Origin of the sequence: Janthinobacterium woesei (assembly GCF_051380875.1) — a bacterium.
GTDB lineage: Bacteria > Pseudomonadota > Gammaproteobacteria > Burkholderiales > Burkholderiaceae_D > Janthinobacterium.
In genome coordinates, this window is the sequence record NZ_JBNYXW010000008.1 from 75,350 (window position 1) to 102,043 (window position 26,694).

The window sequence follows — 26,694 nt, forward strand, 5'->3', positions numbered from 1 at the left end:
ATTCATAGCCGTATGCCCTCCCCGGCCGCAGGCCGGTGCGTGTGGTGCAGCTTGTCACTTTTGCCCGGCGCGGGAATCGAGGCGCGCGCCTGAAAGACCGTATCCCGGAAGTAAAGCGGTTGGCGGCCGTAGATCGCCGGATAGCCGGCTACATAGATAACCATGTCGCCAGCTTTCTCGATGTCGCCGCTGGCCGACTTAACGGGGCCAGGCATGCGCAGGCACTCGTCGGGCGTAAGCAGCGGGCGCTGCGTCTCCTGGATGGTGCGCGACACCTGGGCCAGCAAGGCACTGGTGCGGCGGCCGCTCGTCGTAATCTGCTCCTTGGCCACCGTGGTCTGGCCCGTCAGCTTGGACAGGTGCTCGGCCGTCTCAATCCGGTTCGGCGGGTAGGCATTCTGGATATGGCAGCTCGACGTGATGCTTTCATCGGGGCCATAGCCCGTTTCGCGGCTCTTGAGCTGGTTGATGTCCTGGCAGATCAGGTAGCATTTGATGCCGTAGCCCGCAAGGAAGCCCAAGGACTCCTGCATGATGTCCAGCTTGCCCAGGCTGGGGAATTCATCGAGCATCATCAGGAGCCGATGCTTGTAACGCGCGACGGGACGCCCGTTTTCAAAGCTGACGCGGTCGGCCAGTTGGCGCACGATCATGTTGACCAGCACGCGCACCAGCGGGCGCAGGCGCGCTTTGTCCGTCGGCTGCGTGACGATGTACAGGCTGACGGGACTGTCGAGGTGCATCAGGTCGCGGATGCAAAATTCCGAGCGGCTCACGTTACGCGCGACAATGGGGTCGCGGTACAGCGACAAATAGGATTTGGCTGTCGACAACACGGAGCCCGCTTCCTCCTCGGGTCGGTCGAGCATGTCGCGCGCGGCCGAACCCACCACCGGATGATTGCGCCCGGCGGCGTGGCTGTAGGTGATCATTTCCATCCACAACTCGCCAATGCCCCGGCTCGGGTCCGCCATCATGGCGTCGACCACGGACAAGGTGGCCGTCGTGCCTTCGGCGCGCGCCTTGTACAGCGCATGCAGGATGACGCCCACGATCAGTGCCTGGCTGGTCTTTTGCCAGTGCGTCTCCAGCCCCTTGCCGTCAGGGTCGACGATCAGGGTGGCGAGATTCTGCACGTCGCCCACTTCGTGCTCGGTATCGAGGCGAATCTCGTCGAGCGCATTCCAGCACACGCTGCCCTTGGCGGCCGCCGGCTCGAAATACAGCACCTTGTTCCTGGCATATTTCTGGCGCCAACCCGAGGTCAGCGCCCACAGCTCGCTTTTCAAGTCGGTGATGACGGCGCTCTGCGGCCACGCGAGCAGGGTCGGCACCACCAGCCCAACGCCCTTGCCGGACCGCGTGGGCGCGTACGTCAGCACATGTTCCGGCCCATCGTGGCGCAGGTAATGCTGCTGCCCTGCCCGGTCCAGCCATGCACCCACGTACACGCCAGCGCTGGCAGGCTGCGCCCGCCCGGCCAGCAACTGCCACAACGAGCGCGGCCTGGACAGCAGGCCGGCGGCGCGGATATCGCGGATATTCGCCCAGCGGGCCGAGCCGTGCAGGTACTCGCTGGCGCGGGCCGAATTCACCGAGATCATCCTGGCTACCAGCAGCGCGATCAGGCCGATGCCGGCGACGCTGATGCCCACGCTGCCCGCCTGCATCAGCGCATCCGGGTACTGGCCACGCCACTTGGCCGCCCAGCCAAGGATGGCCCATGGTGGATACACCTGGCTGGCATGCCAGCCCAGCGCGCCCTGGTAGTGGAAAGCGTGGGCAAAGAACTGGGTGGCCGCCTGCAAGCCGCCAACGAGGGTGAGCGCGGCCAGCGCGGGAATGGCCTTGCCGGCGCCGCGCCGCGCACTGCGCACCTGGGGGCCGACTGCATTATTGAACCTGTCTTTCATCTGGTCCGTCCTTTTGTCTTGATGACGCCCTTAAGCGTCACGCTGACGGCATCGCCAGGAGCAAGCTGCTGCAAGCGCCTTGCCGCTGCGCCACTTACTGGCAGGACCATCGTTACCTCGCCCCGCGCCAAAAGCGCCAGCATCTGACCGCCCGACTCGTGCAACCCTGCAAAAACAGCGCTCCCCTTGACACCATCATATCGTTCAAATTTCGGTATATCGGACAATCCAGGCCTTGTTTGTTCCCGCTCAAGAAGGAAAGCATCCACCGCCGCCGACGCCGATTCCTGCAATTGCGCTACTCCTCCCCGCCCAGGAACATGCCGTCGCACGCGCTGATCTGCTGCGGCTCCTTGCTGCTCCATGTGACCAGGTACATCACGCGGCAATAGCACTTCAGCTCCACTGCCGATGCGAACCATACCGAGTTGCGGCAGCTCTCGCAGGCGGTGCCTAGCTGCGGGCGGCGGATGGCGTCCAACGCCGCCAGGGTCGGGCTGGGACTGGGATCCGGTCGTTCCTGCTCTGGCCTCTGTGGCGACGGGCGCTCCAGGGACTCCAGCGCCTGCTCCAGCAGCGCGTCGCGCTGTGCCTTTACGGGGCTGCTCGTTACTGAGAGGTTTCCTTGCTTGCTCATCCTGGCTCTCCTTCGTGCCATGTGCACGTAACAGTTCCTGCCGGCGCCGCTCCAGCACGGCGTCGTCGAACGTGACCGCCAAGTGCGCGGCAGCCGCCGCCTGGATGACCTGGTCCTGGAACACGGCGCTACCGCCGATATGCAGGCAGCTGCCATAGCGCGACAGCGCCATGTCCAGCGCCACCTGCAAGCCCGCTTGCGTGGCACCGCGCGTGATTTTCAGCTTATGCCCGTCGTCGCGTATCGTGGTAGAGCCAGCGCAATAAATGAGCGTGCCATGTTTGGTGACGCTGTCCTGCAGCAAACCGCCCGGGACCAGCGGCCGGTTTCCCCTGCCCGCCAGGGTGTTGCCTGCCAAACCGTGCGCACCGTCGCGTGCGCGCAGGGCGGCCAGCGCCTGCGCGTCGCCAGCCGCGGCACGGGCGCGCAGCCAGTCGGCCCATGCAAAGCGGCCATGCTGGCTGCGGATGGCACGGCGCTGCGCGAGGTAGCTGCTGTTGGCGCGTTCGATTTCCGCCATCAGAGTGCTGGCGGTGGCCCCATATAAGATGCGCTTGGCGAGGGGGCCACATTGAATGAGTTGGATTGCCGCCCGCTTGAGCCTGCCCCGGCGCTTCGCCTCGGCGATCAGCCGCTTGTGCTGCCCACGTGCCCCAGCCAAAGCATCGGTGCGCACCCGGATGGCTTCCTGCTGCTGTTCCTGGTAGCACGCATACAGTTCCACAGTTGCGACGCGCAAGCGCAGCGGCTGACGCACATAGCTGGCATGCCCGTCGTCTATCCCGGCTGGCCCCGGAACAAAGGACCCTAGCCGCGCCTCCAGGCGTGCCCGGGAACAGTCGCGGTGCACCGAGCTGGCCTTTACGGCAGTGCCGTCTTGGGCCAGAATGACAAGGCCGTTGCCGCGTTCGCGCAGCACCAGGCCGTGAGCTTGCAGCACGCCGTGCAATTCCTGCCATGTTGCCGCGTCCTGCATCTGCGCGTGGCATGTGCGGCGCACCAACCCCAGCAGACTCTCGATGCCGGCATGGCGTTCCATGTCCATGGCACGGCTGGCGGCGCCCGTCTGCCGCGCTTGATGGTTGTCACGCCGCAAGCCGAATTCTTCTTCCAGTGTGGCGCATAACAATCCCAGGGTGACATGATCCCGGTACGGCTGGTGGATGGTGTAGCGGGACGGATGGATCTTGTTGATGGCGATGTGCACATGCAGGTTGTCGGTATCGTGGTGCACGACGCTGATGCGCTGGTGTTCGCCATACCCCAGCCCTTGGCAGATGCGCGCTTCCACGGCCTGTAGCACGGCCGGTGCCGGCTCCTCGCCGGCCGGAAAGCTGAGAATCAGGTGATAGGTCTTGTCCGATAACGCGCGCTGATTCTGCGCCTGGGTGTTCAAGATCTCGGTGATGGCGAATGCGGCCTGGTCCGACTGGCAGTTCGTGACGGTCACGCAGCCGACGCGCTCCCGCTTGGCCTGCGCATCGGCCAGGTATGCCAGGAGACTGGCAAAGCCGCTCTTCTTCGCTACTTTCATGGGAACATGTTTGGCGATCATGCTGCTCTCCCCCTATAGCCCTGCCGCCGGTGCCCTGCCAGTGCAGGCAATTTCTTTAGCGGCTAAATTCTTCGTCCCCGGTTGCCGCAATACCACGGCACGCATCACGGCATGCAATTCATCCTGGGTATCAGCAATTTTCGACAAGACGGCGCGGATCGTCGCCTCGCCGAATGCAGCGGTGCGCATGTCGTCCGCCAGCCAGAGCTTCAGCAGGCCGCCCAGCCGGCCCAGGTCGCCATTGATGCGCGCCAGTTCCTCGACGCGCCGGTGATCGAGGATGGCCGGCAGCCGGTAGCCCAGCCCCACCTTACGCAGATAGGCCGCCACCGGCAAGCCTGCTGCGGCTGCCAGCCGCTTGATCTGCGCCTCTTCGGCGGGCAGCACCGGCACGCGCAGCTGCCGGGCCTTGCGGGTAGTGGCTTGTGTTGATTCATCCATGGCGTCCTCCTGGTTGGCGCGGCACGCGCAGGCCTCGCAGAGCAGGATGTCCGTTGAGCGCCGCAGGCGCGAATAAGGAGCATTGTGAAGATAGATAACCGGCCTGCCGGTTAGCTAACTTCACCTATCCTGCCCCGGCCCTTACAGCGACCGAACCCTTTTATCGTAGGACAGGCTTTCGGTTTAACCCTTGTTCTGGCACAAAACGGAGCGGATTGTATCGGTCACTATTCCGAAAAGGCCTTTAAAGGCCTTATCTGCTTTCAACCGTGGCATATCAGGGTTCGACCGTGTCAGATTTGTGGTTCAACCGTGCCAGATTTGTGGTGTAACCGTGCATGTTCCGCACAACATGAGGGGGAATAAATACCATGGAGAAACCCTATGCCGAACAACTGAGTGACTGGCTCAAACGCAACCATCCAGCGCGGCGTGACCAGTATCAGGTCGCTTTTCTGGCCGTCAGCGACGATGTCCGCGCCGCGCTGGCGGCGGGCTTTGCCATGAATACCATCTGGCGCCATCTGCATGCATCGGGACGCATACCGTTCGGCTACGACACTTTCCTGAAGCACGTGCATCGCATGCAGAAATCCAGCAGCCCAGCCCAGGAGCTTCCGGAGCTCCACCGACCTGCATCCCGAACGGCCAGCGCGGCAGTGCAGAGGCCGGACACTATCGCGCCCAGGCCAGCACCGGCGCCGGCCGGCTTTCATTTCAACCCGATTCCGAACAAAAAGGAGCTACTGTAATGGCCCATATCCACATGATGCTGCAGGGTAAAGGTGGCGTCGGCAAGTCACTGATCGCCGCCGTCCTCGCCCAATATATGCTCAGCAAGGCCCGCATGCCGCTGTGCATCGACACCGATCCAGTGAATGCCACCTTCCATGGTTACCAGGCGCTGCAGGTACGGCGCATCGAATTGATGGAGGACAATGAGATCGATCCGCGCGGCTTCGATGCCCTCATCGATCTGGTGGCACAGGAGCACGGGGACACCATCATCGACAATGGCGCCAGCTCCTTCGTGCCGCTGTCGCACTACCTGATCAGCAACCAGATCCCGGCCTTGCTGAAAGAACTGGGCCACGAGTTGATCGTGCATACCGTCATCACAGGCGGCCAGGCCCTGCTCGATACCATCAGCGGCTTTGCCCACATTGCCAGCCAGTTTCCGGCGGAAACCCGCTTCATCGCCTGGCTCAACCCCTACTGGGGCCCGGTCGAATACGAGGGCAATGGTTTCGAACAGATGAAAACCTATCTGGCCAACAAGGAACGCCTGTCGGCCATCGTCCGGCTGCCCGTGCTGAAAAAGGAAACTTTTGGACGCGACTTGGCCGACATGCTGCAACACCGCCTGACCTTCGACGAGGCGCTGGCACAGGAATCCCTGTCGATCATGACGCGCCAGCGCCTGGGCATCATCCGGCGCCTGGTCTACGGCGAGCTCGATGCCGCGATGGTGCTGTGATGGGCGACCAGACCGAGGAACTACTACGGGAAATTGCCGCAAAACACGGCATCGCCGTCTCGCGCGACGATCCGATTCTGATTTTGCAAACCATCAACAGCCGCCTGCTGCAGGACAGTGCCAAGGCCCAGCAGGTCCAGCTGGATCAGTTCAAGCAGGAAATGGATGAGCTATCGCGCCGCTGGAGCACGGACACCAGGGAAAAGGCCGAACGCATCGTCAATGCGGCGCTGGCGGCCGCCAGGGAATCCATGGCAGCTGCCATGCAGGAGGGAGGACAGCAGGCGGCAAGGGCCGCGCGCCAGGAAATCGCCGAGGCCCTGCAACAACTCGCCAGCCCTGTGCACGCTGCCCGGGTCATGGCAATGTTGAACGTGATCGCGTCCATGTTCACCATGCTGGCGGCGGCGCTGGTCTTATGGATCGTGCTGCGATAGTCCCAATCGCATGCTGCGTCCCGACTGAATCACCTGGCCGCGTTCGAAGCCCTGCTGTTCTGTCCTCTGGCGCTGCAGCAGCTGGTGCAACCGCTGCGCCTGCTGCAGCGCATCCCACTCGCTGGCCAGTTCGGGATGCTGGAGACGAAGCTTGCGCGCGGCCAACTCCTCGATGCGCGGCGCATGCACGCCCATGCTGTCGCGCACCTCGCGTACCAGTTCAAGGCGGCCCAGCAGGCGCTGCAGGGACTTCTGTTGCTGCTGCACCTGCTGTTGCCATTGCGTGCGCGTGCCGGGAAACGCCAGCAAACCCGGCTGCTGCATCTGCGTGCGCTGCAGGCGCGATGTCTGCGATTCGATCAGGCTCTCTAGCCTGTCCTCGATGCGCTCCACCTGCTCGTGCTTTGCCTCGACCTGCGCCGCCAGCCCCATACTGTATGGCGATTCCAGCGGTGCCGAAGCGATCATCGCGGCCTGTTCCAACTGCTCTTCGGCCGCCTGGTACAGCTGCGCGTCGGCCTGCATCTCGGCGGTGCCGCCGGCAGCTCGTGCACTGGCTGGGGTGGCAACGGCTTGCTGCGGCCTGTCCATGGACCTGCTCATGATCTCGCCTCCGGTTTTAGCGGCATACCCTATCGGCTCAACTTGCGCCCCTGCCTGACGGTCGAGCTGCTGCTGAGCGCATGGCCGTCCTGGTAGCTGACACTGGAGTCGATGCCCGTCTCAGGTACTTTAGCGAAATCGCTGGCAGCGTGTTTGATCAATGTCTTGCCCACCTGCTGATACACGCTGGCGCCATCGGCGTGCAGGATGACACCATCATACGTCTTCGCCTTGTCGGCCATTCCCGCCAGATAGATATCGTAGATGCCAGGTTTGATCGCGCCGGCCTTGTCAACCTTGCTGGTGGCCCACTGCCCGCCCTGCTCGTTTTGCAGCAGGCGCTGCCCGTTCATCACCAAGACTCGTTGCTTCATCAATACGCTCCTGTTTATCGATAGGACGTAAAACCGGCCAATTCGTTCGGTAGCCAGGCATTTTAATGCTGGGCGTTCACCGCAGGCGCACCACGTGCAAGCGATGCCGCGTGCGTCAAGCGACGGCGCCATGACGGCGTCACCCGCCGGATCCTCCTGCCTGGGAATGCGTCACTTCCGCGACACCGTCAGATCAAGGGCAGCCGCTTCCGCCCTGACTGCCTTCATTTCATTACCGTAGTTCAGATGCGTCTGCGCCAGTTCGGCCCTGGCATGGGCCATGTCCTGGTGCGCATGGTCAAGTTCCGTCCGCAATTCAAGAGCGCGGCGTTCGATCTCCCGCGTGCGCGCGTTTGCCAGCGTGGCAGTTGCCTGCGCTTCGGTCAAGCTGGCAAGCAAGCGCTCCTTCTCGTGCGCCATTTCCTGCGCCTCGGCACGAGAAATGTCGAGCTGCGCCTGGCACGCCTGAAAGTCAGCCGCCAGCACTTCATAGGCATCGGCCAGTTGCCGCGCCAGCACCTCGGATTCAGTGCGTTCCGCGTCCCAGGCACTTTGCGCCAGATGCAGCGACTCGCCCGCCAGCGCCTGCGCCTCGCTCCATACGCCCGCCAGGGCAGTCATTCCCGCTTCGCGGACCTTCTCGGGCACGGCGACCGCAGCCGCGTTTGCCTGCACGGTATGTGCGCGGCGCCACTCGCGCATGCCCGCACTGGCATCGTTCATGCTGACCCTGGCCGCCTTGCGCACCGCATCGACCGTCGGAAACGCCGCCCCACCACCTTGCGCATGCAAGGCATCGGCTGCAACACAGATACGCTCATACAGCTCGCCCGACAGATTCATGATCGCCTCCGTGGTTCAAGTCATAGGAATAATATTATTCTTCCTATTTCTACTGATATTGACGTACCTCAATGACGCTCTGTTTGATGTAATAACATACGGGCATGCCTGTGCCAATAGCGACGCTGAGCCCGTCGGCCACATGGATTGCGTGTCTTGACTCCCAATCAAACGACGCATCACGACACGGCATCATGCCAGCGCCAGCTACCACGCCCCCATTCCGCTTGATGGGGCGCCTCGCCTATCCGCGCCGGGCCGCATATTGCTGGCTGTCGCTACGCTCTGCAAGCACACAAGTGCTCGACCTCTTCAAGCTGGTCTTCAAGCGAGCACAGGTGTTGAGGGTAAGCCAAGCGACCAAGGGTTACGCGCAGCGTAGCCCTTGATGAACGGTGCTGTGCAAGGGCGAACAGTATGTTGAGCGGCGTATCGTTTCGTTTTTGGCCAACGGTGGCAAAGATGGGTTAGGTATCGGCCGGCGGCATGTCGCTGGCGGACAAACGACGAGCCAATTCGGCGCATTGGGTCTGGAGCGAATTGCCGATACTTTCCTGGTTCAGCAATCTGGCCCGCTTCCTGGAACAGGTCAGCGAGACGCTGCCAATGACGTCATTTTCGAGGACGACGGGGGCCGCGAAACCGACAACATCAGGATCGAGTTCGCCCAGGCTGACACAGTAACCGGCCTTGCGTATCGCCCTGAGCTCCTTGACCGCAGCCGTCCACTGCGCTTCGTCGGCCTGTGCGCCGAACGTCGCGTCAAACAAGTGGCGCACGCGCGCACGCGGCAAGAACGCCAGGACAGCCTTCGACGGCGAGCCCTTGAACCATGGCAAATTGCGCCCTCGAAAATAGGAAAGTCCCAATGCCTCCACGCCGGGCTGGTGGAAGACGTTCATGAGGTGATCGCCATATACATTCGACAGCAAGACGTCGCAGCCCGTTTCATTGACCAGCTCTTGCAAGATGGCGCCACCGACTTGCGTCAGCGGATCGGTATCGCGTATCAGCGCTTCGAGCTCAATCACGCGGCCGCCCACCACATATACGCCGCGTGGCAGCCGGATCAGCAAGCCAGCGTTGCCCAAGGCCTTGACATAGCGGTAGGTGGAAGCAACCGTATAGCCGAAATGGCCAGCCAGTTCATCCACCGTCCAGGCATATTTTTTGGCAGTAAAAGCGTCCAGCACGGCAAGCATGCGGATAAGGCTAGAGTTCGATTCAGTCATCTGTTGATTTTACTGTATTCCTGCTGATCAATCACCCGATAGCTTCGACACTCCCGCCCCGGGAACACTTATTCAACACCCATCAATTTCGCCATTTCCGCGCGCCACTCGCTACGCGGCCGAAAGCCCGGCAAGACGCGGGCATGCTGCTCGGCCCACGCCAGCAGTTCGTCGGCCGGCAATTCGATCGGCATCGGTACGCGCATCGGTTGCGACACATACCATGGCGTATCGATGTACAGCTCGATGCGGTTGCCCTCCGGGTCGCGAAAATACACCGATAGCGCGTTGCCGTGCGTGACGGGCGTCAACTCCGTCACGCCGGCCGTCTGCAGCCGCTGATAGAAGGCTTGCAGGGTTTCAATCGAATCTGCGGTCAAGGAAATCTGGTTGACGACATTGAAGTCGATCTCCTCCGGACGGCCCGACACAAGCACGATCTGGTGGTGCACATCGGGGTCGCGGCTGGTGAACACCAGGTCGATGGGACCATGCGGGCCTTGCAAGTGCCCCCTGTCTGTGATCGTGAAGTCCAATACATCCGAATAGAAGCTGGCCATGACTTCCAGATCGTTCACAAAGATCCCTACATGGCTAAATGAAAGTCCCGTTGATTTTCGCATTGCGTAAATTCCTCTTGATATTATCGAATGAATGGCGCTATATTATCTCACTTTTCGCACATTGCGCAAATATCGCAAATCAAGGACAAGCATGAACGACGTCATAATCGTAGGGGGCGGCCCGACCGGCGCATTGCTGGCAAACCTGCTGGGACAACACGGTTTGCAGGTCCTGGTACTCGACCGCGCGCAGGGAGTCATGCAAATCCCGCGTGCCGTGCATATGGATGGGGAAACCATGCGCATCTTCCAGGCCGCCGGGGTCGCACCCGAGATCATGGCAAACTGCCGGCCCGGGCATGGTATGCAATGGCTCAATGCCGCAGGGGAAACGCTGGTCACGCGCGAAGGCCAGGCCGGCTTGAGCGATCAAAACTGGCATAACGACTACTACTTCCACCAGCCCCAAGTGGAAGAAGCACTACGCCACGGCTTGGCCCGTTACAGCAATGTGACCTTGCGGCAAGGCATTGAGGTGCGCGGCTATACCGCACAGGCTGACGGCGCGACGCTGCAAGTCGCCCATCTGGCCGATGGCACGCTCGACACCGTGCGTGGACGCTATGTCGTCGGTTGCGATGGTGCCCGCTCACTGGTGCGGCAATGGATAGGCGACGTGCCAGAAGATCTGGGTATGCATCAGGGTTGGCTGGTGGTCGATGCGCAACTGCATCGCCCCCTCGATTTGCCTGATCACACGGTGCAGCATTGCGATCCGGCCCGTCCCGCCACCTCGATCTATGTCCACCCACTGCGGCGACGCTGGGAAATCATGCTGCTCGATAACGACGACCTGGCCACCATCACTGAGCCAAATAATGTCTGGACCCTGCTGGAACGCTGGATCAAACCATCGCAAGGCGTACTGGAACGGGCATCGTGCTATATGTTCCATGCGCTGGTCAGCCAGACATGGCAACAAGACCGGCTGTTCATCGCAGGCGATGCGGCGCACCAGACGCCGCCGTTTTTAGGCCAGGGCCTGTGCGCGGGCGCACGCGATGCCGCCAATCTGGCGTGGAAGCTGGCCGTGGCGGTCCGCACGCCGCAGCGCGCATCCATCCTGCACACCTATGGAGCGGAGCGCCATCCCCATGCCCGCGAATTCGTCGACCTAGCGGTCCAGATGGGGCGCATTGTCCAGGTCGTCGATCCGCAAGCGGCCGCCCGGCGCGATGCCGAGCTCAAGGCCCAGGGCCTGTGCTTTAAATTCCCCCGCCCCACCCTGGGTTCCGGCGTGCATACGGGGCGCGGCGGGCCGGTCGGCAAAATATTCATCCAACCCACCCTGCCCGATGGACGCTGGCTGGACGACGTGGTGGGCCAGCGCTTTGCCGTCCTTGTCGATGCCAGCCAAGCGGCGTATTTAACGCCGCAACTGCGCGCCGAACTGGCACGACTGGACGTGGTGCTGATCGAAAACGGCGGCGCCAAAACCCAGCAGTGGCTGCACAGCGAGCAATGCGCTGCCGTGGTAATCCGTCCGGACCGCTACGTCTTTGACGCCGTTGCCAATCTGGCTGACCTGCCGGGATGCATCCGCCAGCTGGCGCAGTGGATCTACTGCGATACCACCATTGCCGCTGCGCAAGCAGTCACTGCCTGAGCGAACCGCCATGACCAAACATATCCTGACTTCTACACCCGCTCATTCACCTCCATTGAAAGCTCAACCATGAAACTCGCCACTCTGAAAACAAGCAGCCGCGACGGCTCCCTGATCGTTGTCTCACGCAATCTGAAACATGCCGTCGATGCCACGGCAATTTGCCCCACCTTGCGTGAAGCGCTGGAAAACTGGAGCACCGTTGAACCACAATTGCGCGAATTGTCGGACCGCCTTAACGCGGGCCAGGCCAGCGGCGCCTTTGCGTTTGACACGCAAAAGGTGGAGTCGCCCCTGCCCCGCACCTTCCAGTGGTGCGATGGCTCGGCCTATCTGCACCATGCCGAATTGGTGCGCAAGGCCCGCAATGCGGACATGCCCGAGCAGCTCTACACGGACCCGATGCTGTACCAGGGCGCCTCCGACTGCTTCATCGGTCCGCGCGACCCTATCCGTATTGCGGATGAGAAATGGGGCATCGACCTGGAAGCCGAAGTAGCCATCGTCACCGATGACGTGCCGATGGGCGTCAGCGTGGCCGATGCGGCGAAACATATCAAGCTCATCATGATTCTCAACGATGTGAGTTTGCGCAATGTGATGCCGGGTGAGCTGGCCAAAGGCTTCGGCTTCTTTATCTCCAAGCCGTCGACGGCATTCTCGCCGGTGGCCGTCACGCCAGACGAACTCGATGCCGCCTGGGATGGCACCAAGGTGTGCCTGCCCCTGGTCAGCCACGTCAACGGAAAACTGCTGGGTCGGCCCAACGCCGGCGTCGATTGCTATTTCGACTTCCCGCGCCTGATTTCCCACGCCGCTACTTCGCGCGAGTTGCGCGCCGGCGCCATCATCGGCTCGGGCACCGTGTCGAACCGCGATACTTCCGTTGGCTCCGCCTGCCTGCAGGAACAGCGCATGCTGGAAAAGCTGGCCACCGGCACAATGCAGACACCCCTGCTGCAATTTGGTGATGAAGTGCGCGTCGAAATGTTCGATGCACAAGGCCAATCCGTGTTTGGTGCCATCGACCAAAAGGTGGAGCAATACACTTATCAGCCAGCCCAATAAGCTGACTAGGTCGATACGCCACACCGACAAGTAAAGAAGCAAGAAATACACTGCAATTGATACACAAGAGCATGACATTGGACAGCAACCGCCACCAAGAAGCGGCGTCCACCGCCGCACGCTGCGCGTGCGGCACCATCGACAATTCAGGAGACAGCCTTTATGCAAGCGATCACATCCCACCCACCGGGCACCTATTCCGACGCCGCTGGCGAAGTCGCGGCCAGAGCCAAAGCTGAAAAACAAGTTGTAGCCAAGGTATCGCGGCGCCTGCTGTGGTTCATCTTCCTGCTCTTTGTATTTTCCTTCCTCGACCGCATCAACATCGGTTTCGCCGGCCTGACCATGATGCAGGACCTGGGCCTGACATCGACCCAGTTCGGCCTGGCGACCACCATGTTTTACATCGCCTATATCTGCTTCGGCATCCCCAGCAACGTGGTGCTGGCGCGAGTCGGTGCGCGGCGCTGGATCGGCACCATCATGATCGCCTGGGGCCTCGCCTCGACCGCGACCATGTTCGCGACCAGCCCGAAAACGCTGTACCTGCTGCGGGTGCTGGTCGGCATCACCGAGGCCGGTTTTCTGCCTGGCATGCTGCTGTACCTGACATTCTGGTTTCCGCCCATCTACCGGGCCCGGGCCAATGCCCTGTTCATGATCGCGATGCCCGTCACCGCCGCGCTTGGCTCGGCAGTATCGGGCTATATACTGGGGCTGGACGGTGCAATGGGGCTCAAGGGCTGGCAATGGCTGTTCATGCTCGAAGGCATGCCGTCCGCTGTGCTGGGACTGGTGGTATTCTATTACCTGGACGACAAGCCCCAGGATGCAAAATGGCTGTCCTCCAGCGACAAGGAAGTACTGGCGCGCAGCCTGCAAGCGGCGCACATGCCAAAACCTGCCATCGGCGCGGGCTCCAGCCTGTGGGCCGAGTTAAGCTCGCCGACAGTCATCAAGTTCGGCATGGCTTACTTTTGCCTCGTCAACACTTTAGCCATGGTCGCTGTGTGGACCCCGCTGATCGTCAAGAGCTTCAGCGCCGACGCGAGCAACCGTATGATCGGCCTGTTGTCCGCGATACCGCCTGTAGTAACCGTGGTTGCCATGATTTGGTGGGGCCGCCGCTCGGACCGCAAGCAAGAACGGCGCTGGCACCTGATGCTGCCGATGCTGCTGTCGGCAGCCGGCTGGCTGTGCACAGCCACCTCAAACCAGCCTGTGCTACAGATGCTGGGGGTCTGCATGGCCTCGGCCGGCGCCACCACCGCGATGTCGATCTTCTGGACCACACCCGACCAAGCCCTCAGCCTGAAGGCCCAAGCCATCGGCATCGCGCTGATCAATGCAACGGGCAACCTCAGCTCCGCGCTGAACCCCGTCATCGTCGGCTGGCTGAAAGATACCACCCACAGCTTCACGGCAGGACTACTGTACGCAACCGTGCTGTTGCTGATCGGCGTCGTCATTGTGATGCGCTTGCCGATAAATGGGGGGAAGCGGGTGCAGTGATGGATTAGGTAGGTGACAAGGAAAACGTCGCGAGGCATCGGTGCCAAGCCGCGTTTGCGCTTGCGTCCACTGCCTAAGATGATTTGTCAGCGTTAGCCGCTGTACGGTAGAGGAAGGATTCTGAGCGCCACGCGCCTGCCAAGCGCGAGGACTTTGAATCTCACATGTAAAGCGCGCAGGCGCTTTACTCGTCTCGATGTTCAGAAATCCGGATAGGGGCTCCGCGGCATAGGCCTTATTGAGTGGTGTTTCGTGCCGTTATCATTTTACTGGCGAAGCGCAGCGGCAAGCGCGTCAGCGCGGCCTGGTCCGCCACTTCAAGCTGGCCTTCAGGCGAGCGCAGGTTTGCGGGATAAGCCGAGCGGCTAAGGGTTACGCGCAGCGTAGCCCTTATTGAGCGGTGCTGCGCAGTGGACTGGATGACGAGCAATGAATGTGGTCAACAATCAAGCGAATTGATGGCACTCTGGTGCTCCATACGTGGGCCCAGAACCTGCTGCACCATCTGCATATGTACGCGCTGGTGGCAAACGGCGCGCTGGGCGGCGATGGACATATTACCGCTCAAAGCCAACATTCGTCCATTTGGTGATCTCCTTGATCAGCTGAAAATACACATAACCGCCAATTTTCCGCGAAATTCACTGGCTGAAATAAGGAAAAAAGTCATACCGTAGTTCCCAAATATCAACTGATGAATCCAGGAGAAACCTCTCCAAAAATAAATTAACAATCAGCCCGTCCGAAATAAAACTACATTTTTCGGACAATTTCTTGCTCAATGTCCGAAAAAGATATATAAATATCGGACAGGAGAAAACATGTCCGAACTCAAATCCAATATCTCTGCCATGGTCGAAGCAGCTGAACCCGGACAAGTCTGGGTACCGACCGACTTTACCCAGTTGGGTAACCGGGATGCCATCGACAAGACCTTGCAGCGTATGGTGCGGGCGGGAGAATTGCGTCGCATCGACAGGGGTCTGTATGACAAGCCCAAACTCAGCGGACTGACCAAGCGCCCCACCACCCCGGACTACCGTGCTGTGACGCAAGCTATTGCCCGCCGCGATCAACTGCGCCTGCTGGTGGACGGCATGACTGCCGCCAATGACCTCGGCCTGACCGATGCAGTCCCCGCACGAGTAACCATCCATACCGACACGCGCCGCCGCGCAATTGAGCTGGACAATCTCACCATTGAGTTCAAGCAGACGGCACCAAGCCGCCTGTATTGGGCCGGGCGTCCGGCCATGCGCATCGTGCAGGCACTGCATTGGCTGAAAGACACATTGGCGACAGAACGCAGCGCCATCCTGAGCAAACTGGGTAAAGTGCTGGCAGACCCGGTACACGGTGCCGCGATCCGCCAGGATTTGTGCGATGGTTTCAATATGCTGCCGGCCTGGATGCAAAGCCTGGTGCGGGAACTTCCCGGCTGCGACCCGCAGGGTGCATCGGTCTCACACCATCAGTCTCCCTGTGCAGAAAAACCCGCGACGCTGCGCCAGCGCCCGGTCAAACATACGGAGGCCACTTGAATCCGGCATTTCACACAGTCATCACTGCCAACGATGCAGAGCGACGCGACTTATTCCTCAGTGCCGCCGCCCGCCTCGGCACGGCGGTGCAGAACGTAGAAAAAGACTTCTGGGTCTGCTGGACACTGGATGCGCTGTTCAATGGCCTGCAGCCTGGCGGCCCACGCCTGCTCTTCAAAGGCGGCACCTCCCTCTCCAAGGCCTTCGGCCTCATCACGCGCTTTTCCGAAGACATTGACATCACCGTCTTCCGTGAAGATTTGGGACATGCTACCGAAGTTGCCGATCTGGATGCGCTGAGCGGGAAAAAACGCCGCGCACGCTTGGACGCGATTCGCGACGCATGCCAGTCCTACATCGCAGGACCGTTGACGGCGCAACTCACGCAGCTCGCGGCAGCCGTCATTCCCGAGGGCCGTTTTCGGCTGGAGCAAGACCCTGACGACAAGGATGGCCAAACCCTATTGCTCTGGTATCCGACGGTCACGGCCACCACCGGCGACTACATCCGCTCAGCCGTGAAAATCGAGGCCGGCGCCAAATCGGCACTCGATCCGCATATCGCTGCCTGCGTCACGCCGTATGTCACACAGGATCTGCCTGACCTGGACTTGAGTGTAGCAAACGTCACCACCGTCCAGCCCGAGCGCACTTTCTGGGACAAGATCATGATCTTGCATGGCCTGCGCCAATGGCATGACCGGCGCGGCGAGCTAAGACATGGTGGGCAACGCATCTCGCGCCATTACTATGACGTGCATCAGCTGATGCAGGCACCGCTGGCCGCCGCATGGCAGACCGATCACGCGCTGGCGACCGACTGCGCCCGTCATGCAAGGCTGTTCTTCGGCAATACCGACTTGGGTCTGGATACTGCCATGCCCGGCACGTTCACACTGACACCAAACCCGGCGATGCGAAATGCACTCAAAAGTGATTATTCAGCAATGACTGGCATGATCTTCGGCGGCGTTCCCCCACTCGATGCAGTGCTGGACAGTGCGCAGCGTTTCGAGCAACTTGTCAACGGTGCCAGAATGCCACCCTGAGCACAAAAGAGCGATAACATCCATCAGCGATTATTTCAGTGATCGGCAGGAGGCGGCGCACAACCGTGCCCGCTAGGCGATTCCATGTGTCGGATAATCAGCGATAAGAAATCACCCCTCGGCACCCAGCAGTATCAGTGGCTGTGCTTCGGCAAGCGCAATCTCCACTTCGACACCATCCTCATAGCGTATCCACACGCGCCCTTCCCCGCCCGGACGGCGCCCTAGCACCAGCACACCCTCGCGCTGGAGGTGCCGTACCAGGATGCCGGTACAGCGCCAGCGGCTGTGCACTACGTCCACCACCGCAGATCCAGTTGCCTGCATTGCGGACGCAGTGTTATCCAGCTCAATGACCGGCGATTCCTCATGGTCAAACTTTGCGTCCAGAAAGGCGCGCAGCAGCTTGACGGCGCTGCGTGTGATCTCGGGCTCTCCCTGGTTCAGCCAGGCCGCGACTTGGCCCGGCTGCGACTTGTAAGCCGTCACCAGCTCATTGACGGTCGTTACATCGCGCACCCTACCTTCGTTGAATGCCAGGGCAATGGATTCCGGCAAGTCCAGCAGGGCCGCGTGCTGCGTCACAAAAGCGGCGGACTTGCTGATGTTGCTGGCAATCTGTCCCCGCTTCAAGCCCTTCGACAGCTCACGGCCGATGTAGTTGGCAATTTCCCGCGCCGTCAACTCGTTGCGCTGCAGATTTTCCACAACCTGGTCGGTCTCGCTGTAGTCGTCGTCAATAAAGCCGGGAATCGCCACCAACTGCGCCAGCCGCGCAGCGCGGTAGCGACGCGCGCCGTGATTGATGATGTAGCGCCCGGGCCGTTCGGGATGACTGCGTACGGAAATCGGCGTCTTGATACCGCGCAAGTGTATCGAGGCTGCAAGTTCAGACAGGCTATGTGCCGTAAAACCCGGATTCGCCGCTGAGCGTGGCTGCAACGGGTCTTCGTCGATAAGTTCGAGGGGTAGCTCCAGCGGCCCACCCTCCAATTCACCACTACCAACGGCTTCATCCTGCGTGGATGCCTTCCTCATCGCGACTGATCCGGATTGCCATACGCTACGAACCAGGTCAGGTAGCAGAAAAAAGCATAGTGCAGAATGAATCCCCAACCGGCATGCGTACCCGGCGTATCCCACAACACGAGCATGCGCAGCAGTTGGAACAGCACATCGCACACCATAAAGAACCGTATTACTGGCCAGCACAATACGACGATGACCCACAGTATTTTTCGCAGACCAGGCGTGCTGGGCTGGGGGGCGGGCGCGGGCTGCAGCTGAGGCTTCCCCTTGCCTGTGACAGGTGGAAACTGAATAATGTCTGCCATGTTCTCTCTCCTTCGCACCGGGCACGCTATGCCAGGCAACAGAAATTCCGTCTGTGGCTATCATCATCCCCTTAGCTGCAAACGAGATTGATATAGAACAAACAGCCTTACAGAATTCGGCGTATTTTTATCTGCTAAAGCCAGAGTAATCCCTGACATCCGGCATTGAGCGCAGCTTTGATCCAGTCGATATCCCATGAGGATTCCTGTTGAAACACCACTCGTGGCGTCAGATACTAGGCTCAGGAATTCGAAATATTGATCGTGCAGCGCTGGCGCGGCACACCGGACGATGGAGGCTCAGATGGAACATTCCGTGACGTGGGTAAAAATCAAGAAGTACGCCGAACTCACCGGCGATTCGGCTGCATCCGTGCACGCCAGACGGCGTGCCGGCAAGTGGTGCGACGGCATACAATGCAAGGTCGTCGATGAAATGCTATGGGTCAATCTCGCTGCCGCAGAAAAATGGGTGGAGACATGGGGGCAAGGAACAGTGGTACGGGCGTAGAGCTGCGCAAGGGGGTACGCTCGGAAACGATACGCATCGTTTTCCAGTATCAAGGGAAACGATGCCGCGAGCCGCTGAAGCTGGAACATACGCGCAACAATATCGCTTATGCAAGGCGGCTGCAGGGCGCCGTGGTCAATGCCATCGAACGCGGCACCTTTTCCTACGAGGAATTCTTTCCCGATTCGCTCACCACGAAGCGAAAAAAGCAGGTGCAAGCCGACGCGCAGGCCGCCGCAGCGGCGAGGGCCCGTCCAGCGGTTCTCGTCGGCGACCTGTTGCGCGACTACCTGCTGATCGCCAAGCGCAACCTGGAGCTATCGACCTACAACTGCTACCAGCAGGTGGCGAAAAATCATCTTTTTCCACAATGGGCAGACAAGCCTGCCACCGAACTGACCACGCGCGACCTGCGCAAGTGGATCATGGGCCTCAACGGCAAGAGCAAGACCATTCAGCTGATCCTTACCCCGATGCGCAACGCCATCGAACTGGGCGTGACCGAAGGCGACTTGGAATCCAATCCCTTCGACAGCATCAAGCTAGGAAAACTGCTGCCGCGCGATCAGCGTGTCAGCAAGTTCAAGGCCGACCCATTTAATATCGATGAAATAGATCTCATCCTGAAAGCCTGCGAGCGCGAGGATGAGCGCAACATGCTGCTATTTTCCTTCTGCACCGGCATGCGGCCCTCCGAATACATCGCACTGCAATGGCCAGCCGTCGATGAGGCGCACCACCAGATCAGCGTGGCCGGAGCGTTCGTCGACGGCGAAATGAAGGACCGGGCCAAGACACTGAGCGGCCTGCGCACGATCGACATGCGCTTTGGGGCGCTAACCGCACTGCAGGCACAGCACGCGCTAACGGGAACCGGTGCAAGCACCGTATTCCTACATTCGCGCACCGGCAAGCCGTGGCAGGGAGACAAACCCGTCTACAATCGCTGGAAGCGCATCATCAAGGTAAGCGGCGTGCGCTTCCGCAACCCCTACCAGATGCGCCATACCTTCGCCTCCAACCTACTCATGCTCGGTGCGCCGCCACTATATGTCGCCACACAGATGGGCCATGCGGACACAACCATGATCGTGCGCACCTACGGCAAGTGGATTGCAGCGGGACTGGACCATGGGCGCAGGGAACGGCTGCTGCGTCTGTATGCACAGACGAACCCGCTGCGGACAGATGAATTCCCGAAATACAACTAAAAATACCTCACAACCTCGCTCAAAGACCGCCGACGGCAGTTCATGGCAGATAAGCGACAGAAAGCTCTTATCCTTTTGGATTCCCATATACTAGCCCCGCTTTCCAAAGCAAAGAAATGACGTCCATTTGATTATTTGGAACCCTGCTTTGGCCGGCCAGCACCAGCTGCCAAAGGGTGGCCTCATCGTCGGCAAGACTAGGGGTCACGCACAACAGTTCAAGCGCTTTCAGTCCGTAGAGCTTATTTTTCCGGGACCTCGTGTATTCGCCACAGGGAACCCCGATAACGCATCCGCTCTCGCAAATCCCTAGGTGTCTAGAGTTGGGTGATCATGTCCCGACTCGCAGCTTGCCCTACTTCAAAGCCAGGCGCCTGTTGAGTACACTGTTAATTCCTGTCACCCCATCGCCAGCGCCATGACCCAAGCCCTTCACAGCCAAACCCGTACCACCCACCTGATTCGGGAAGAAATCCGCAACTCGACACTTTCCCAACAGGAACTGGCCGAGCGTTATAACGTGAGCCGCCTGACGATCCGCAAATGGCAGAACCGCGACAGCCCGCAAGACCGCTCGCACCGGCCGCACACGATGCACACAACGCTCACGCCCACCCAGGAGCTGATCGTCGTGGCGCTGCGCACTACGCTGCTCTTGCCCACCGACGACTTGCTGGCAGTCGCGCGCGAGTTCGTCAATCCGGCGCTTTCGCGTGGTGCCCTGGGGCGCTGCTTGCGGCGCCATGGTGTGTCCCGTCTGCTCGAACTGGCCACACGCGAAGGCGACAAGCCGGTCACCAAAAAGTCGTTCAAGGATTACGAGCCCGGCTTTTTACATATGGATATCAAGTACTTGCCGCAGATGCCTGATGAAACCGAACGCCGTTACCTGTTCGTCGCCATCGACCGCGCCACGCGCTGGGTCTTCATGGAAATCTATGCCAACCAGTCCGACAGCAGCAGCACCGACTTTCTGATCAAACTGAAAAATGCTTGCCCAGTCACCATCGTCAAACTGCTCACCGACAACGGCAGCCAGTTCACTGACCGCTTTACCAGCAAGCAGAAAGACCCCGTGAGCGGCGACCGTATCCCCAGCGGCAAGCATGTCTTTGACGTGCTGTGCCAGCAGCTGGTGATCGAACATCGATTGATTCCGCCTCGCCATCCGCAAACCAATGGCATGGTCGAGCGTTTCAATGGCCGCATCAGCGAGATCGTAAACCAGACCCGTTTTGGCTCTCGGGACGAACTGGAATCGACGTTGCGCAATTACCTGAAAATCTATAACCACAACATTCCTCAGCGCGCCCTGAATAACGAAACACCGATCCAGGCGATGAAGAAATGGCAGCAGACCAAGCCGGAATTATTCGTTAAACGCGTCTACAACCAGGCGGGTCTTGACACCTAGGAATGTCCCTTTAGGACAACCCTTGGCCTGAGAAGATGGACTGTTCGGAAAAATCTCTAGGACAGCAAGGCCCCAAGCATCCGCTACTGTTGCCACCTTTCCTTCGCTATACACACGAACCGCAGTAATTGCTGCCACTCCAAATTTCCCCATAACTACCTCGAAAATTGATGCGCGACGCTTAGACTTCCGCTACTTTGCGACGTCCGGTAGCGATTGAGGACAGCCAGAATGACTCAGTGTACGAGCTTGTTGCTTCAAGAGTAAGTGTGAGGTTTGCTAGGCGTTCTAAGCCAGCTTGGCGTGAAAACGGCCGCAGGAAGCGGCCGTATCGTTTGGGGCTGGACAATGAACGAAACCCATTGCCCCAGATTTGCCCCAAGTTCCTATTCAGACAATATATTAAATCCTAAGTCATTGAATAAAAACGAAAAATTTGGTGGGAAGTGCAAGTTTCGAACTTGCGACCCCTGCAGTGTGAATGCAGTGCTCTACCCCTGAGCTAACCTCCCGAAGCAAGGCAAATTATCGCATAGGTGTTGCGGCATCTGCAAGGGCTGGCGGCAGGAAATTTGTCGCGCCCTGCTTTTTTTCTCAAGCGGGCGCTGGTGGCGCGAGGACGGCGCTCCAGATGCACTGGCCTTTGGCGGCCTTGTCCAGGCCGGCGATGGCGGCTTCGTGGGCGGCGATTTCGTCGGCAGTGGCGCTCAGGAAGACAACTTCGGCCAGAGGCACGATCTCTAGGGCGGCACCGTCGGCGGCCACCTCCACTTCCTCTTCCATGCTCAGGCTGTTCTGGCCACGCGTCATGGCCAGGTAGACGTCGGCCAGCAATTCGGAGTCCAGCAGCGCGCCGTGCAATTTACGGTGCGCGTTCGAGACGCCATAGCGGTCGCACAGGGCATCGAGCGAGTTGCGCTTGCCGGGGTGCATTTCCTTCGCCTGCACCAGGGTGTCGATCACGCCATGGACTTGCTCGTGCACGAGCGGCAGGTTCAAGCGTTTGAATTCGGCGTTGAGGAAGCCGATATCGAACGGCGCGTTGTGGATGATCAGTTCGGCGTCGGCGATGTAGGCGCGCAATTCGGCGGCAATTTGCGCAAATTTCGGCTTATCGCTGAGGAATTCGGTGGTCAGGCCGTGGACTGCCAGCGCGCCCTCTTCCGAATCGCGCTCGGGATTGATGTAGTGGTGAAAATTATTCCCAGTCAACATGCGGTTGTTCAGCTCAACGGCGCCGATCTCCAGGATGCGGTCGCCCGTGCGCGGGTTCAGGCCGGTGGTTTCAGTATCGAGAACAATTTGACGCATGGCAGATTCAGTCGTAAAAGCAAAAAGCGAAGGGCACAGTATAGCAAAACTGTGCCCTTCAATTATGTACCGCCCATTGTATCGCGGCAGGAAATTCTATCGATCAAGCGCGCATCAGGCACGCACGATCAGGCGCGCACGGTTTCCACACCCAGATTGGCAAGCTCGTCGGCACGTTCGTTGCCCGGGTGGCCACTATGGCCACGCACCCAGCGCCATTCCACTTCATGCACGGCTTGGGCCGTATCGAGCGCTTGCCACAGGTCGACGTTTTTCACGGGTGCCTTGGCCGCCGTTTTCCAGCCACGCGCCTTCCAGCCGTGGATCCATTCACTGATGCCCTTTTGTACGTACTGGCTATCGGTATACATCACCACCTGGCATGGACGTTTGAGCGCCGTCAATGCTTCGATCACGGCCTTCAATTCCATGCGGTTATTCGTTGTATTCAGTTCCCCGCCGTAAATTTCTTTCTTGGCACCATCGGCCACCATCAGCGCGCCCCAGCCGCCCGTGCCGGGATTGCCCTTGCATGCGCCATCGGCATAAATCTCAACCTTGGTTTCTACCTTATCCATCTTGCTGTTCCCGCCTTTTATTCGTGACCGGTGCGCCTGCGGGCACCGTCGCCGGTTTTTTCGTCCACGCCGGACCGACCAAACGCATCCCTTTGACGCGCTTGATCGCCTGCACTATATACACTGCGCCCAGATATGGCCACCAGCGCGCGCCAGCCTTGTCCATGAAGGCGTGGCGGCGCAGCCATTTTTCCGTCTTGCAGGCGGGCGCATAGCAACCAAAGTGGCTGCGGCTGACGCCCAAGTTCATCAATTTTAACCAGTCTTTCATGCGCGGCATAGAGATCAGTTCGCCTGCCTGCGGCAAGTAATGGCGACCCGTGACGCGGCCCAGGCCCTGGCGCGCGCCCCACAGGCTGGCCGGATTGAAGCCGCAGACGATCAAACGCCCTTCCGGTATCAGCACGCGCTCGACTTCGCGCAAGACCTGATGCGGCTCGGCGGCAAATTCGAGTACGTGCGGCAGCACGACCAAATCCAGACTTTGCGAGTCGAACGGCAGCTCGTCGAAGGCCGATACCAGCGTCAAGCGGCTTTCCTGCGGCGGATACGAAGGCAGGCGCGAATCGAGCAGCCACTTGTTTGGCATGCGGCTGGCGGCCAGCGCGTCGAACTGGGGCAAGCCGATCTGCACGGCGTTAAACCCGAAGATGTCGGCCGTCAGGCTGTCGAGGCATTGCTGCTCCCAGGCACGCACGTACAGACCGGCCGGCGTCTGCAGCCAGCCGTCAAGCGCTATAATGGATTTTTCGGATGCCACACTGTCCATTCAGTTTTCTCTTTGACTCATGACCCACTCCCCTGAACACGCTTTATCGGTACTTGCCGTGCCCGCCTTCGCCGACAACTACCTGTGGCTGATCCATGATGGCAGCCATGCCGCCGTAGTCGACCCCGGCGACGCGATGGCCATCCTCGATGTGCTCAAAGCCCATCAGCTGACCCTGTGCGCCATTTTACTCACGCATCACCACGCCGACCACACGGGCGGCGTGCCTGAATTGTTGCAGCACTTCGCCGTGCCCGTCTTCGGCCCACGCAATGAGGCTATCACAGCCATCACGGAACCGCTTGCCGAAGGCGATGTTGCCTACGTGCCCGAGCTGGGCTTGCAGTTGACAGTCATCGACGTGCCTGGCCACACCAAGGGCCATATCGCCTATGTTCGCCAGCGAACGGAGCACGGTGATGCACCATGGCTATTTTCCGGCGATACCCTGTTTGCGGGTGGCTGTGGCCGCCTGTTCGAGGGCACGCCAGGCCAGATGGCCGATTCGCTGGGCAAGCTGGCCGCCCTGCCCGATGATACCCAAGTATTTTGCGCGCATGAGTACACCTTGTCCAATCTGCGCTTCGCCAGCGCCGTCGAGCCGGGCAATCTTGCCTTGCAGGAAAGAGTCGCCATCGACACGGAAAAGCGCCAGCAAGGCTTGGCTACCGTGCCGTCGACCATCGGCATGGAAAAGGCCACCAACCCTTTCCTGCGCTACCGCGAGCCGGCGATCCTGAACAGCCTGAGGGTGGCAGGCAAGCTGGCGGCAGATGCATCGCCCGTCGAAACGTTTGCCGCACTACGCATGTGGAAAAATAACTTTTAAACTTGCACTCCCCGAATAAAAAAATCCCGGCGATGCCGTCAGGCAGCGCCGGGATTTTTTTCGAGCTATTTGATCAGGATCAGATTTCTTCGTACAACGGCAAGGTCAGGAACTCGGCGAACGACTCGGAGGTCGACATTTCCTCGAAGATCTGGCCGGCGCGCACATAGGTTGGACCGTTGCCACCTGGCGCATCGCGCTGCACCTTGGCCAGCTCTTCCGGAATCATGGCGCGCACCATCTCGGCCGTGACCTTGCGGCCGTCTTCCAGCACGCCCTTGCTCGAACGTATCCACTGCCACACTTGCGAGCGGCTGATCTCGGCCGTGGCCGCGTCTTCCATCAGGTTGTGAATAGGCACGCAACCGTTGCCAGCCAGCCAGCTACCCAGGTAGTGGATGCCCACGTTGATGTTGTAGCGCAAGCCCGCTTCCGTGATCGGCGCTTCCGGCTGGAAGTTCAGCAAGTCCGACGCCTTGACGTCGATGTCGGGACGCTGCTTGTCGATCTGGTTCGGCTTATCGCCCAGCACCTTGGTGAACTCGCCCATGGCCAGCTCCACCAGGCCCGGATGGGCTACCCAGCCGCCGTCGTAGCCGTCGGTGGCATCGCGCGCCTTGTCGCTGCGCACGCCGCCCATGGCGATGTCGTTCTTTTCCGGATCGTTCTTGATCGGGATCAAGGCTGCCATGCCGCCGATGGCTGGTGCGCCGCGTTTGTGGCAGGTTTTCAGCAGCAGCAAGGCATAGGCGCGCATGAATGGCGCCGTCATGGTGACTTTCGCGCGGTCGGCCAGGCAGAAATCCTTGTCAAGCTTGAATTTCTTGATGCACGAGAAGATGTAATCCCAGCGCCCCGCGTTCAGGCCCGAGCTGTGTTCCTTCAGTTCGTACAGGATTTCATCCATTTCGAAGGCGGCCAGGATGGTTTCGATCAGCACGGTCGCCTTGATCGTGCCTTGTGGCAAGCCCAATTCATTTTGCGTCATGACGAAAATATCGTTCCACAGGCGCGCTTCCAGGTGCGATTCCATCTTCGGCAGGTAGAAATACGGGCCGGCGCCGCGCGCCAGTTGTTCCTTGGCGTTATGGAACATGAACAGGGCGAAATCAAAAATGCCGCCGGAAATGCGCTTGCCGTCGACCAGCACGTGCTTTTCATCGAGGTGCCAGCCGCGCGGACGCACGACCAGGGTGGCGATCTTGTCGTTCAGCTTGTACGACTTGCCATTTTGTTCCAGCGAAATGGTCTTGCGCACGGCGTCGACCATATTGATCTGGCCCGTCAGCTGGTTATCCCAGTTTGGCGTGTTCGAGTCTTCGAAGTCCGTCATGTAGCTGTCGGCGCCCGAATTGAAGGCGTTGATGACCATCTTGCGTTCGATCGGGCCCGTAATTTCCACGCGGCGGCATTCGAGCGCCTTCGGGATCGGCGCAATCTTCCAGTCACCGTCGCGGATGTGCGCGGTTTCTGGCAGGAAATCAGGACGCTCGCCCGCGTCGAGGCGCTTGGCGCGTTCCACGCGCACGGCCAGCAATTGCTGGCGGCGCGGCTCGAATGCACGCGTCAGCTTGGCCACCAGCGCCAGCGCAGCTGGCGTCAAAATCTGTGCGTAGCCGGGCGCGATGGCGCCCGTGATTTGCATGCCTTCGGGAAGGGCGATCGTGGTCTGCGTCATGAAGTTCTCCTGTTATGAGTAAATATAAGTAAAAGTAATCTGACTATCAAAGTATAAGCTGAACTGATCTGCCGGCACGCCGGACAGCGGCGTAAAACACGCTGCCAGGTGGCGTAATGTTCTATAGTATATGCACTATAAAGCATGG

General features: G+C 60.0%; 28 protein-coding genes, 1 tRNA gene and 1 pseudogene. 13 read left to right on the forward strand and 17 right to left on the reverse strand.

The genetic code is table 11. The features are described 5' to 3' along the window. Positions 1 to 2: 2 nt before the first annotated feature. From ACQ4W6_RS10700 to traJ, 3 genes are read right to left on the reverse strand one after another with little or no spacing between them, the layout of a single operon-like run. The gene (locus ACQ4W6_RS10700; protein ID WP_436567177.1) at positions 3 to 1,913 is read right to left on the reverse strand and encodes a type IV secretory system conjugative DNA transfer family protein; all 1,911 of its coding nucleotides are present in this window, start codon (positions 1,911 to 1,913) and stop codon (positions 3 to 5) included. Continuing rightward, positions 1,910 to 4,105 carry a TraI/MobA(P) family conjugative relaxase gene (traI, locus tag ACQ4W6_RS10705; protein ID WP_436567178.1) on the reverse strand — a complete coding sequence of 732 codons (2,196 nt, stop codon included), beginning with the start codon at positions 4,103 to 4,105 and terminating at the stop codon, positions 1,910 to 1,912. Before traI ends, ACQ4W6_RS10700 begins: the two co-directional genes overlap by 4 nt. A gap of 12 nt (positions 4,106 to 4,117) precedes the next feature. Next, complete coding sequence (gene traJ / locus ACQ4W6_RS10710; RefSeq protein ID WP_436567179.1) at positions 4,118 to 4,546, reverse strand: conjugal transfer transcriptional regulator TraJ; 429 nt, start codon at positions 4,544 to 4,546, stop codon at positions 4,118 to 4,120. A 371-nt stretch (positions 4,547 to 4,917) separates the two neighbouring features. Here traJ and ACQ4W6_RS10715 point away from each other — a divergent pair, with 371 nt between their 5' ends. From ACQ4W6_RS10715 to traM, 3 genes are read left to right on the forward strand one after another with little or no spacing between them, the layout of a single operon-like run. Beyond that, positions 4,918 to 5,298: a TraK family protein gene (locus ACQ4W6_RS10715; protein WP_436567180.1), complete on the forward strand. Its 381-nt coding sequence runs from the start codon at positions 4,918 to 4,920 to the stop codon at positions 5,296 to 5,298. Next, positions 5,298 to 6,023, forward strand: coding sequence for a nucleotide-binding protein (locus ACQ4W6_RS10720; RefSeq protein ID WP_436567181.1), 726 nt, complete (start codon positions 5,298 to 5,300; stop codon positions 6,021 to 6,023). The genes ACQ4W6_RS10715 and ACQ4W6_RS10720 overlap by 1 nt, the downstream gene beginning before the upstream one ends. Beyond that, positions 6,023 to 6,460, forward strand: a complete 438-nt coding sequence (gene traM / locus ACQ4W6_RS10725) for a conjugal transfer transcriptional regulator TraM (protein WP_436567182.1) — start codon at positions 6,023 to 6,025, stop codon at positions 6,458 to 6,460. Before ACQ4W6_RS10720 ends, traM begins: the two co-directional genes overlap by 1 nt. Here the strand turns inward: traM and ACQ4W6_RS10730 are convergent. The 5 genes from ACQ4W6_RS10730 to ACQ4W6_RS10750 all read right to left on the reverse strand — a co-directional run bounded on the left by ACQ4W6_RS10730 (position 6,440) and on the right by ACQ4W6_RS10750 (position 10,135). Beyond that, positions 6,440 to 7,063, reverse strand: coding sequence for an IncP plasmid survival protein KfrC family protein (locus ACQ4W6_RS10730; RefSeq protein WP_436567183.1), 624 nt, complete (start codon positions 7,061 to 7,063; stop codon positions 6,440 to 6,442). The two genes, traM and ACQ4W6_RS10730, sit on opposite strands and share 21 nt — an antisense overlap. A 29-nt stretch (positions 7,064 to 7,092) precedes the next feature. Then, entirely contained in the window at positions 7,093 to 7,437 is a 345-nt protein-coding gene (locus ACQ4W6_RS10735) for a KfrB domain-containing protein (protein WP_436567184.1), read from the reverse strand. A gap of 171 nt (positions 7,438 to 7,608) precedes the next feature. After that, entirely contained in the window at positions 7,609 to 8,280 is a 672-nt protein-coding gene (locus ACQ4W6_RS10740) for a DNA-binding protein (protein ID WP_436567185.1), read from the reverse strand. Positions 8,281 to 8,747: 467 nt separating this feature from the next. Then, positions 8,748 to 9,512: an IclR family transcriptional regulator gene (locus tag ACQ4W6_RS10745; protein ID WP_436567186.1), complete on the reverse strand. Its 765-nt coding sequence runs from the start codon at positions 9,510 to 9,512 to the stop codon at positions 8,748 to 8,750. Positions 9,513 to 9,580: 68 nt separating this feature from the next. Continuing rightward, positions 9,581 to 10,135 carry a VOC family protein gene (locus ACQ4W6_RS10750; protein ID WP_436567187.1) on the reverse strand — a complete coding sequence of 185 codons (555 nt, stop codon included), beginning with the start codon at positions 10,133 to 10,135 and terminating at the stop codon, positions 9,581 to 9,583. A gap of 91 nt (positions 10,136 to 10,226) precedes the next feature. Between ACQ4W6_RS10750 and mhpA the strand changes: the two genes are divergently transcribed. The 6 genes from mhpA (at position 10,227) to ACQ4W6_RS10780 (ending at position 16,911) form a co-directional block, all read left to right on the forward strand. Continuing rightward, positions 10,227 to 11,741: a bifunctional 3-(3-hydroxy-phenyl)propionate/3-hydroxycinnamic acid hydroxylase MhpA gene (gene mhpA / locus ACQ4W6_RS10755; RefSeq protein WP_436567188.1), complete on the forward strand. Its 1,515-nt coding sequence runs from the start codon at positions 10,227 to 10,229 to the stop codon at positions 11,739 to 11,741. A 69-nt stretch (positions 11,742 to 11,810) separates the two neighbouring features. Then, entirely contained in the window at positions 11,811 to 12,809 is a 999-nt protein-coding gene (locus ACQ4W6_RS10760) for a fumarylacetoacetate hydrolase family protein (protein WP_436567189.1), read from the forward strand. A gap of 162 nt (positions 12,810 to 12,971) precedes the next feature. Further along, positions 12,972 to 14,321: an MFS transporter gene (locus tag ACQ4W6_RS10765; protein WP_436567190.1), complete on the forward strand. Its 1,350-nt coding sequence runs from the start codon at positions 12,972 to 12,974 to the stop codon at positions 14,319 to 14,321. A 433-nt stretch (positions 14,322 to 14,754) separates the two neighbouring features. Beyond that, the gene (locus ACQ4W6_RS10770; protein WP_436567191.1) at positions 14,755 to 14,913 is read left to right on the forward strand and encodes a transposase; all 159 of its coding nucleotides are present in this window, start codon (positions 14,755 to 14,757) and stop codon (positions 14,911 to 14,913) included. 229 nt (positions 14,914 to 15,142) lie between these two features. Next, positions 15,143 to 15,862 carry a DUF6088 family protein gene (locus tag ACQ4W6_RS10775; protein WP_436567192.1) on the forward strand — a complete coding sequence of 240 codons (720 nt, stop codon included), beginning with the start codon at positions 15,143 to 15,145 and terminating at the stop codon, positions 15,860 to 15,862. Next, the gene (locus ACQ4W6_RS10780; protein WP_436567193.1) at positions 15,859 to 16,911 is read left to right on the forward strand and encodes a nucleotidyl transferase AbiEii/AbiGii toxin family protein; all 1,053 of its coding nucleotides are present in this window, start codon (positions 15,859 to 15,861) and stop codon (positions 16,909 to 16,911) included. Before ACQ4W6_RS10775 ends, ACQ4W6_RS10780 begins: the two co-directional genes overlap by 4 nt. Before the next feature lie 111 nt (positions 16,912 to 17,022). On the opposite strand, the gene ACQ4W6_RS10785 is transcribed toward ACQ4W6_RS10780, so the two are convergent. After that, a complete protein-coding gene (locus ACQ4W6_RS10785; RefSeq protein WP_436567194.1) occupies positions 17,023 to 17,949 on the reverse strand; it encodes a ParB/RepB/Spo0J family partition protein in 927 nt (308 codons plus the stop codon). Then, entirely contained in the window at positions 17,946 to 18,245 is a 300-nt protein-coding gene (gene kleE / locus ACQ4W6_RS10790) for a KleE stable inheritance protein (RefSeq protein WP_436567195.1), read from the reverse strand. Before kleE ends, ACQ4W6_RS10785 begins: the two co-directional genes overlap by 4 nt. A gap of 304 nt (positions 18,246 to 18,549) precedes the next feature. On the opposite strand from kleE, the gene ACQ4W6_RS10795 reads away from it, so the two are divergent. Beyond that, a complete protein-coding gene (locus ACQ4W6_RS10795; protein ID WP_436567196.1) occupies positions 18,550 to 18,756 on the forward strand; it encodes a hypothetical protein in 207 nt (68 codons plus the stop codon). Beyond that, complete coding sequence (locus tag ACQ4W6_RS10800; protein ID WP_436567197.1) at positions 18,714 to 19,967, forward strand: Arm DNA-binding domain-containing protein; 1,254 nt, start codon at positions 18,714 to 18,716, stop codon at positions 19,965 to 19,967. Before ACQ4W6_RS10795 ends, ACQ4W6_RS10800 begins: the two co-directional genes overlap by 43 nt. A gap of 67 nt (positions 19,968 to 20,034) precedes the next feature. Here the strand turns inward: ACQ4W6_RS10800 and ACQ4W6_RS10805 are convergent. Next, a pseudogene (locus tag ACQ4W6_RS10805) lies at positions 20,035 to 20,283 on the reverse strand (DUF6979 family protein); the annotation flags it as partial. A 102-nt stretch (positions 20,284 to 20,385) separates the two neighbouring features. On the opposite strand from ACQ4W6_RS10805, the gene ACQ4W6_RS10810 reads away from it, so the two are divergent. Then, a complete protein-coding gene (locus ACQ4W6_RS10810) occupies positions 20,386 to 21,381 on the forward strand; it encodes an IS481 family transposase (RefSeq protein WP_436567198.1) in 996 nt (331 codons plus the stop codon). Here ACQ4W6_RS10810 and ACQ4W6_RS10815 read toward each other — a convergent pair. From ACQ4W6_RS10815 to ACQ4W6_RS10835, 5 genes are all read right to left on the reverse strand, one after another. Continuing rightward, positions 21,337 to 21,534, reverse strand: coding sequence for a DUF6979 family protein (locus ACQ4W6_RS10815; RefSeq protein ID WP_436567199.1), 198 nt, complete (start codon positions 21,532 to 21,534; stop codon positions 21,337 to 21,339). The two genes, ACQ4W6_RS10810 and ACQ4W6_RS10815, sit on opposite strands and share 45 nt — an antisense overlap. Positions 21,535 to 21,818: 284 nt before the next feature. Beyond that, positions 21,819 to 21,893 (reverse strand) — tRNA-Val (locus ACQ4W6_RS10820). Between the two features lie 82 nt (positions 21,894 to 21,975). Continuing rightward, positions 21,976 to 22,692: a DNA polymerase III subunit epsilon gene (dnaQ, locus tag ACQ4W6_RS10825; protein WP_436567200.1), complete on the reverse strand. Its 717-nt coding sequence runs from the start codon at positions 22,690 to 22,692 to the stop codon at positions 21,976 to 21,978. 128 nt (positions 22,693 to 22,820) lie between these two features. Beyond that, a complete protein-coding gene (gene rnhA / locus ACQ4W6_RS10830) occupies positions 22,821 to 23,270 on the reverse strand; it encodes a ribonuclease HI (RefSeq protein ID WP_436567201.1) in 450 nt (149 codons plus the stop codon). Next, positions 23,263 to 24,039: a class I SAM-dependent methyltransferase gene (locus tag ACQ4W6_RS10835; protein WP_436567202.1), complete on the reverse strand. Its 777-nt coding sequence runs from the start codon at positions 24,037 to 24,039 to the stop codon at positions 23,263 to 23,265. Before ACQ4W6_RS10835 ends, rnhA begins: the two co-directional genes overlap by 8 nt. Positions 24,040 to 24,058: 19 nt before the next feature. Between ACQ4W6_RS10835 and gloB the strand changes: the two genes are divergently transcribed. Next, a complete protein-coding gene (gloB, locus tag ACQ4W6_RS10840; RefSeq protein ID WP_436567203.1) occupies positions 24,059 to 24,868 on the forward strand; it encodes a hydroxyacylglutathione hydrolase in 810 nt (269 codons plus the stop codon). 79 nt (positions 24,869 to 24,947) lie between these two features. Here gloB and aceB read toward each other — a convergent pair whose 3' ends face one another. Next, positions 24,948 to 26,546: a malate synthase A gene (aceB, locus tag ACQ4W6_RS10845; protein ID WP_436567204.1), complete on the reverse strand. Its 1,599-nt coding sequence runs from the start codon at positions 26,544 to 26,546 to the stop codon at positions 24,948 to 24,950. Between the last annotated feature and the right edge of the window lie 148 nt (positions 26,547 to 26,694).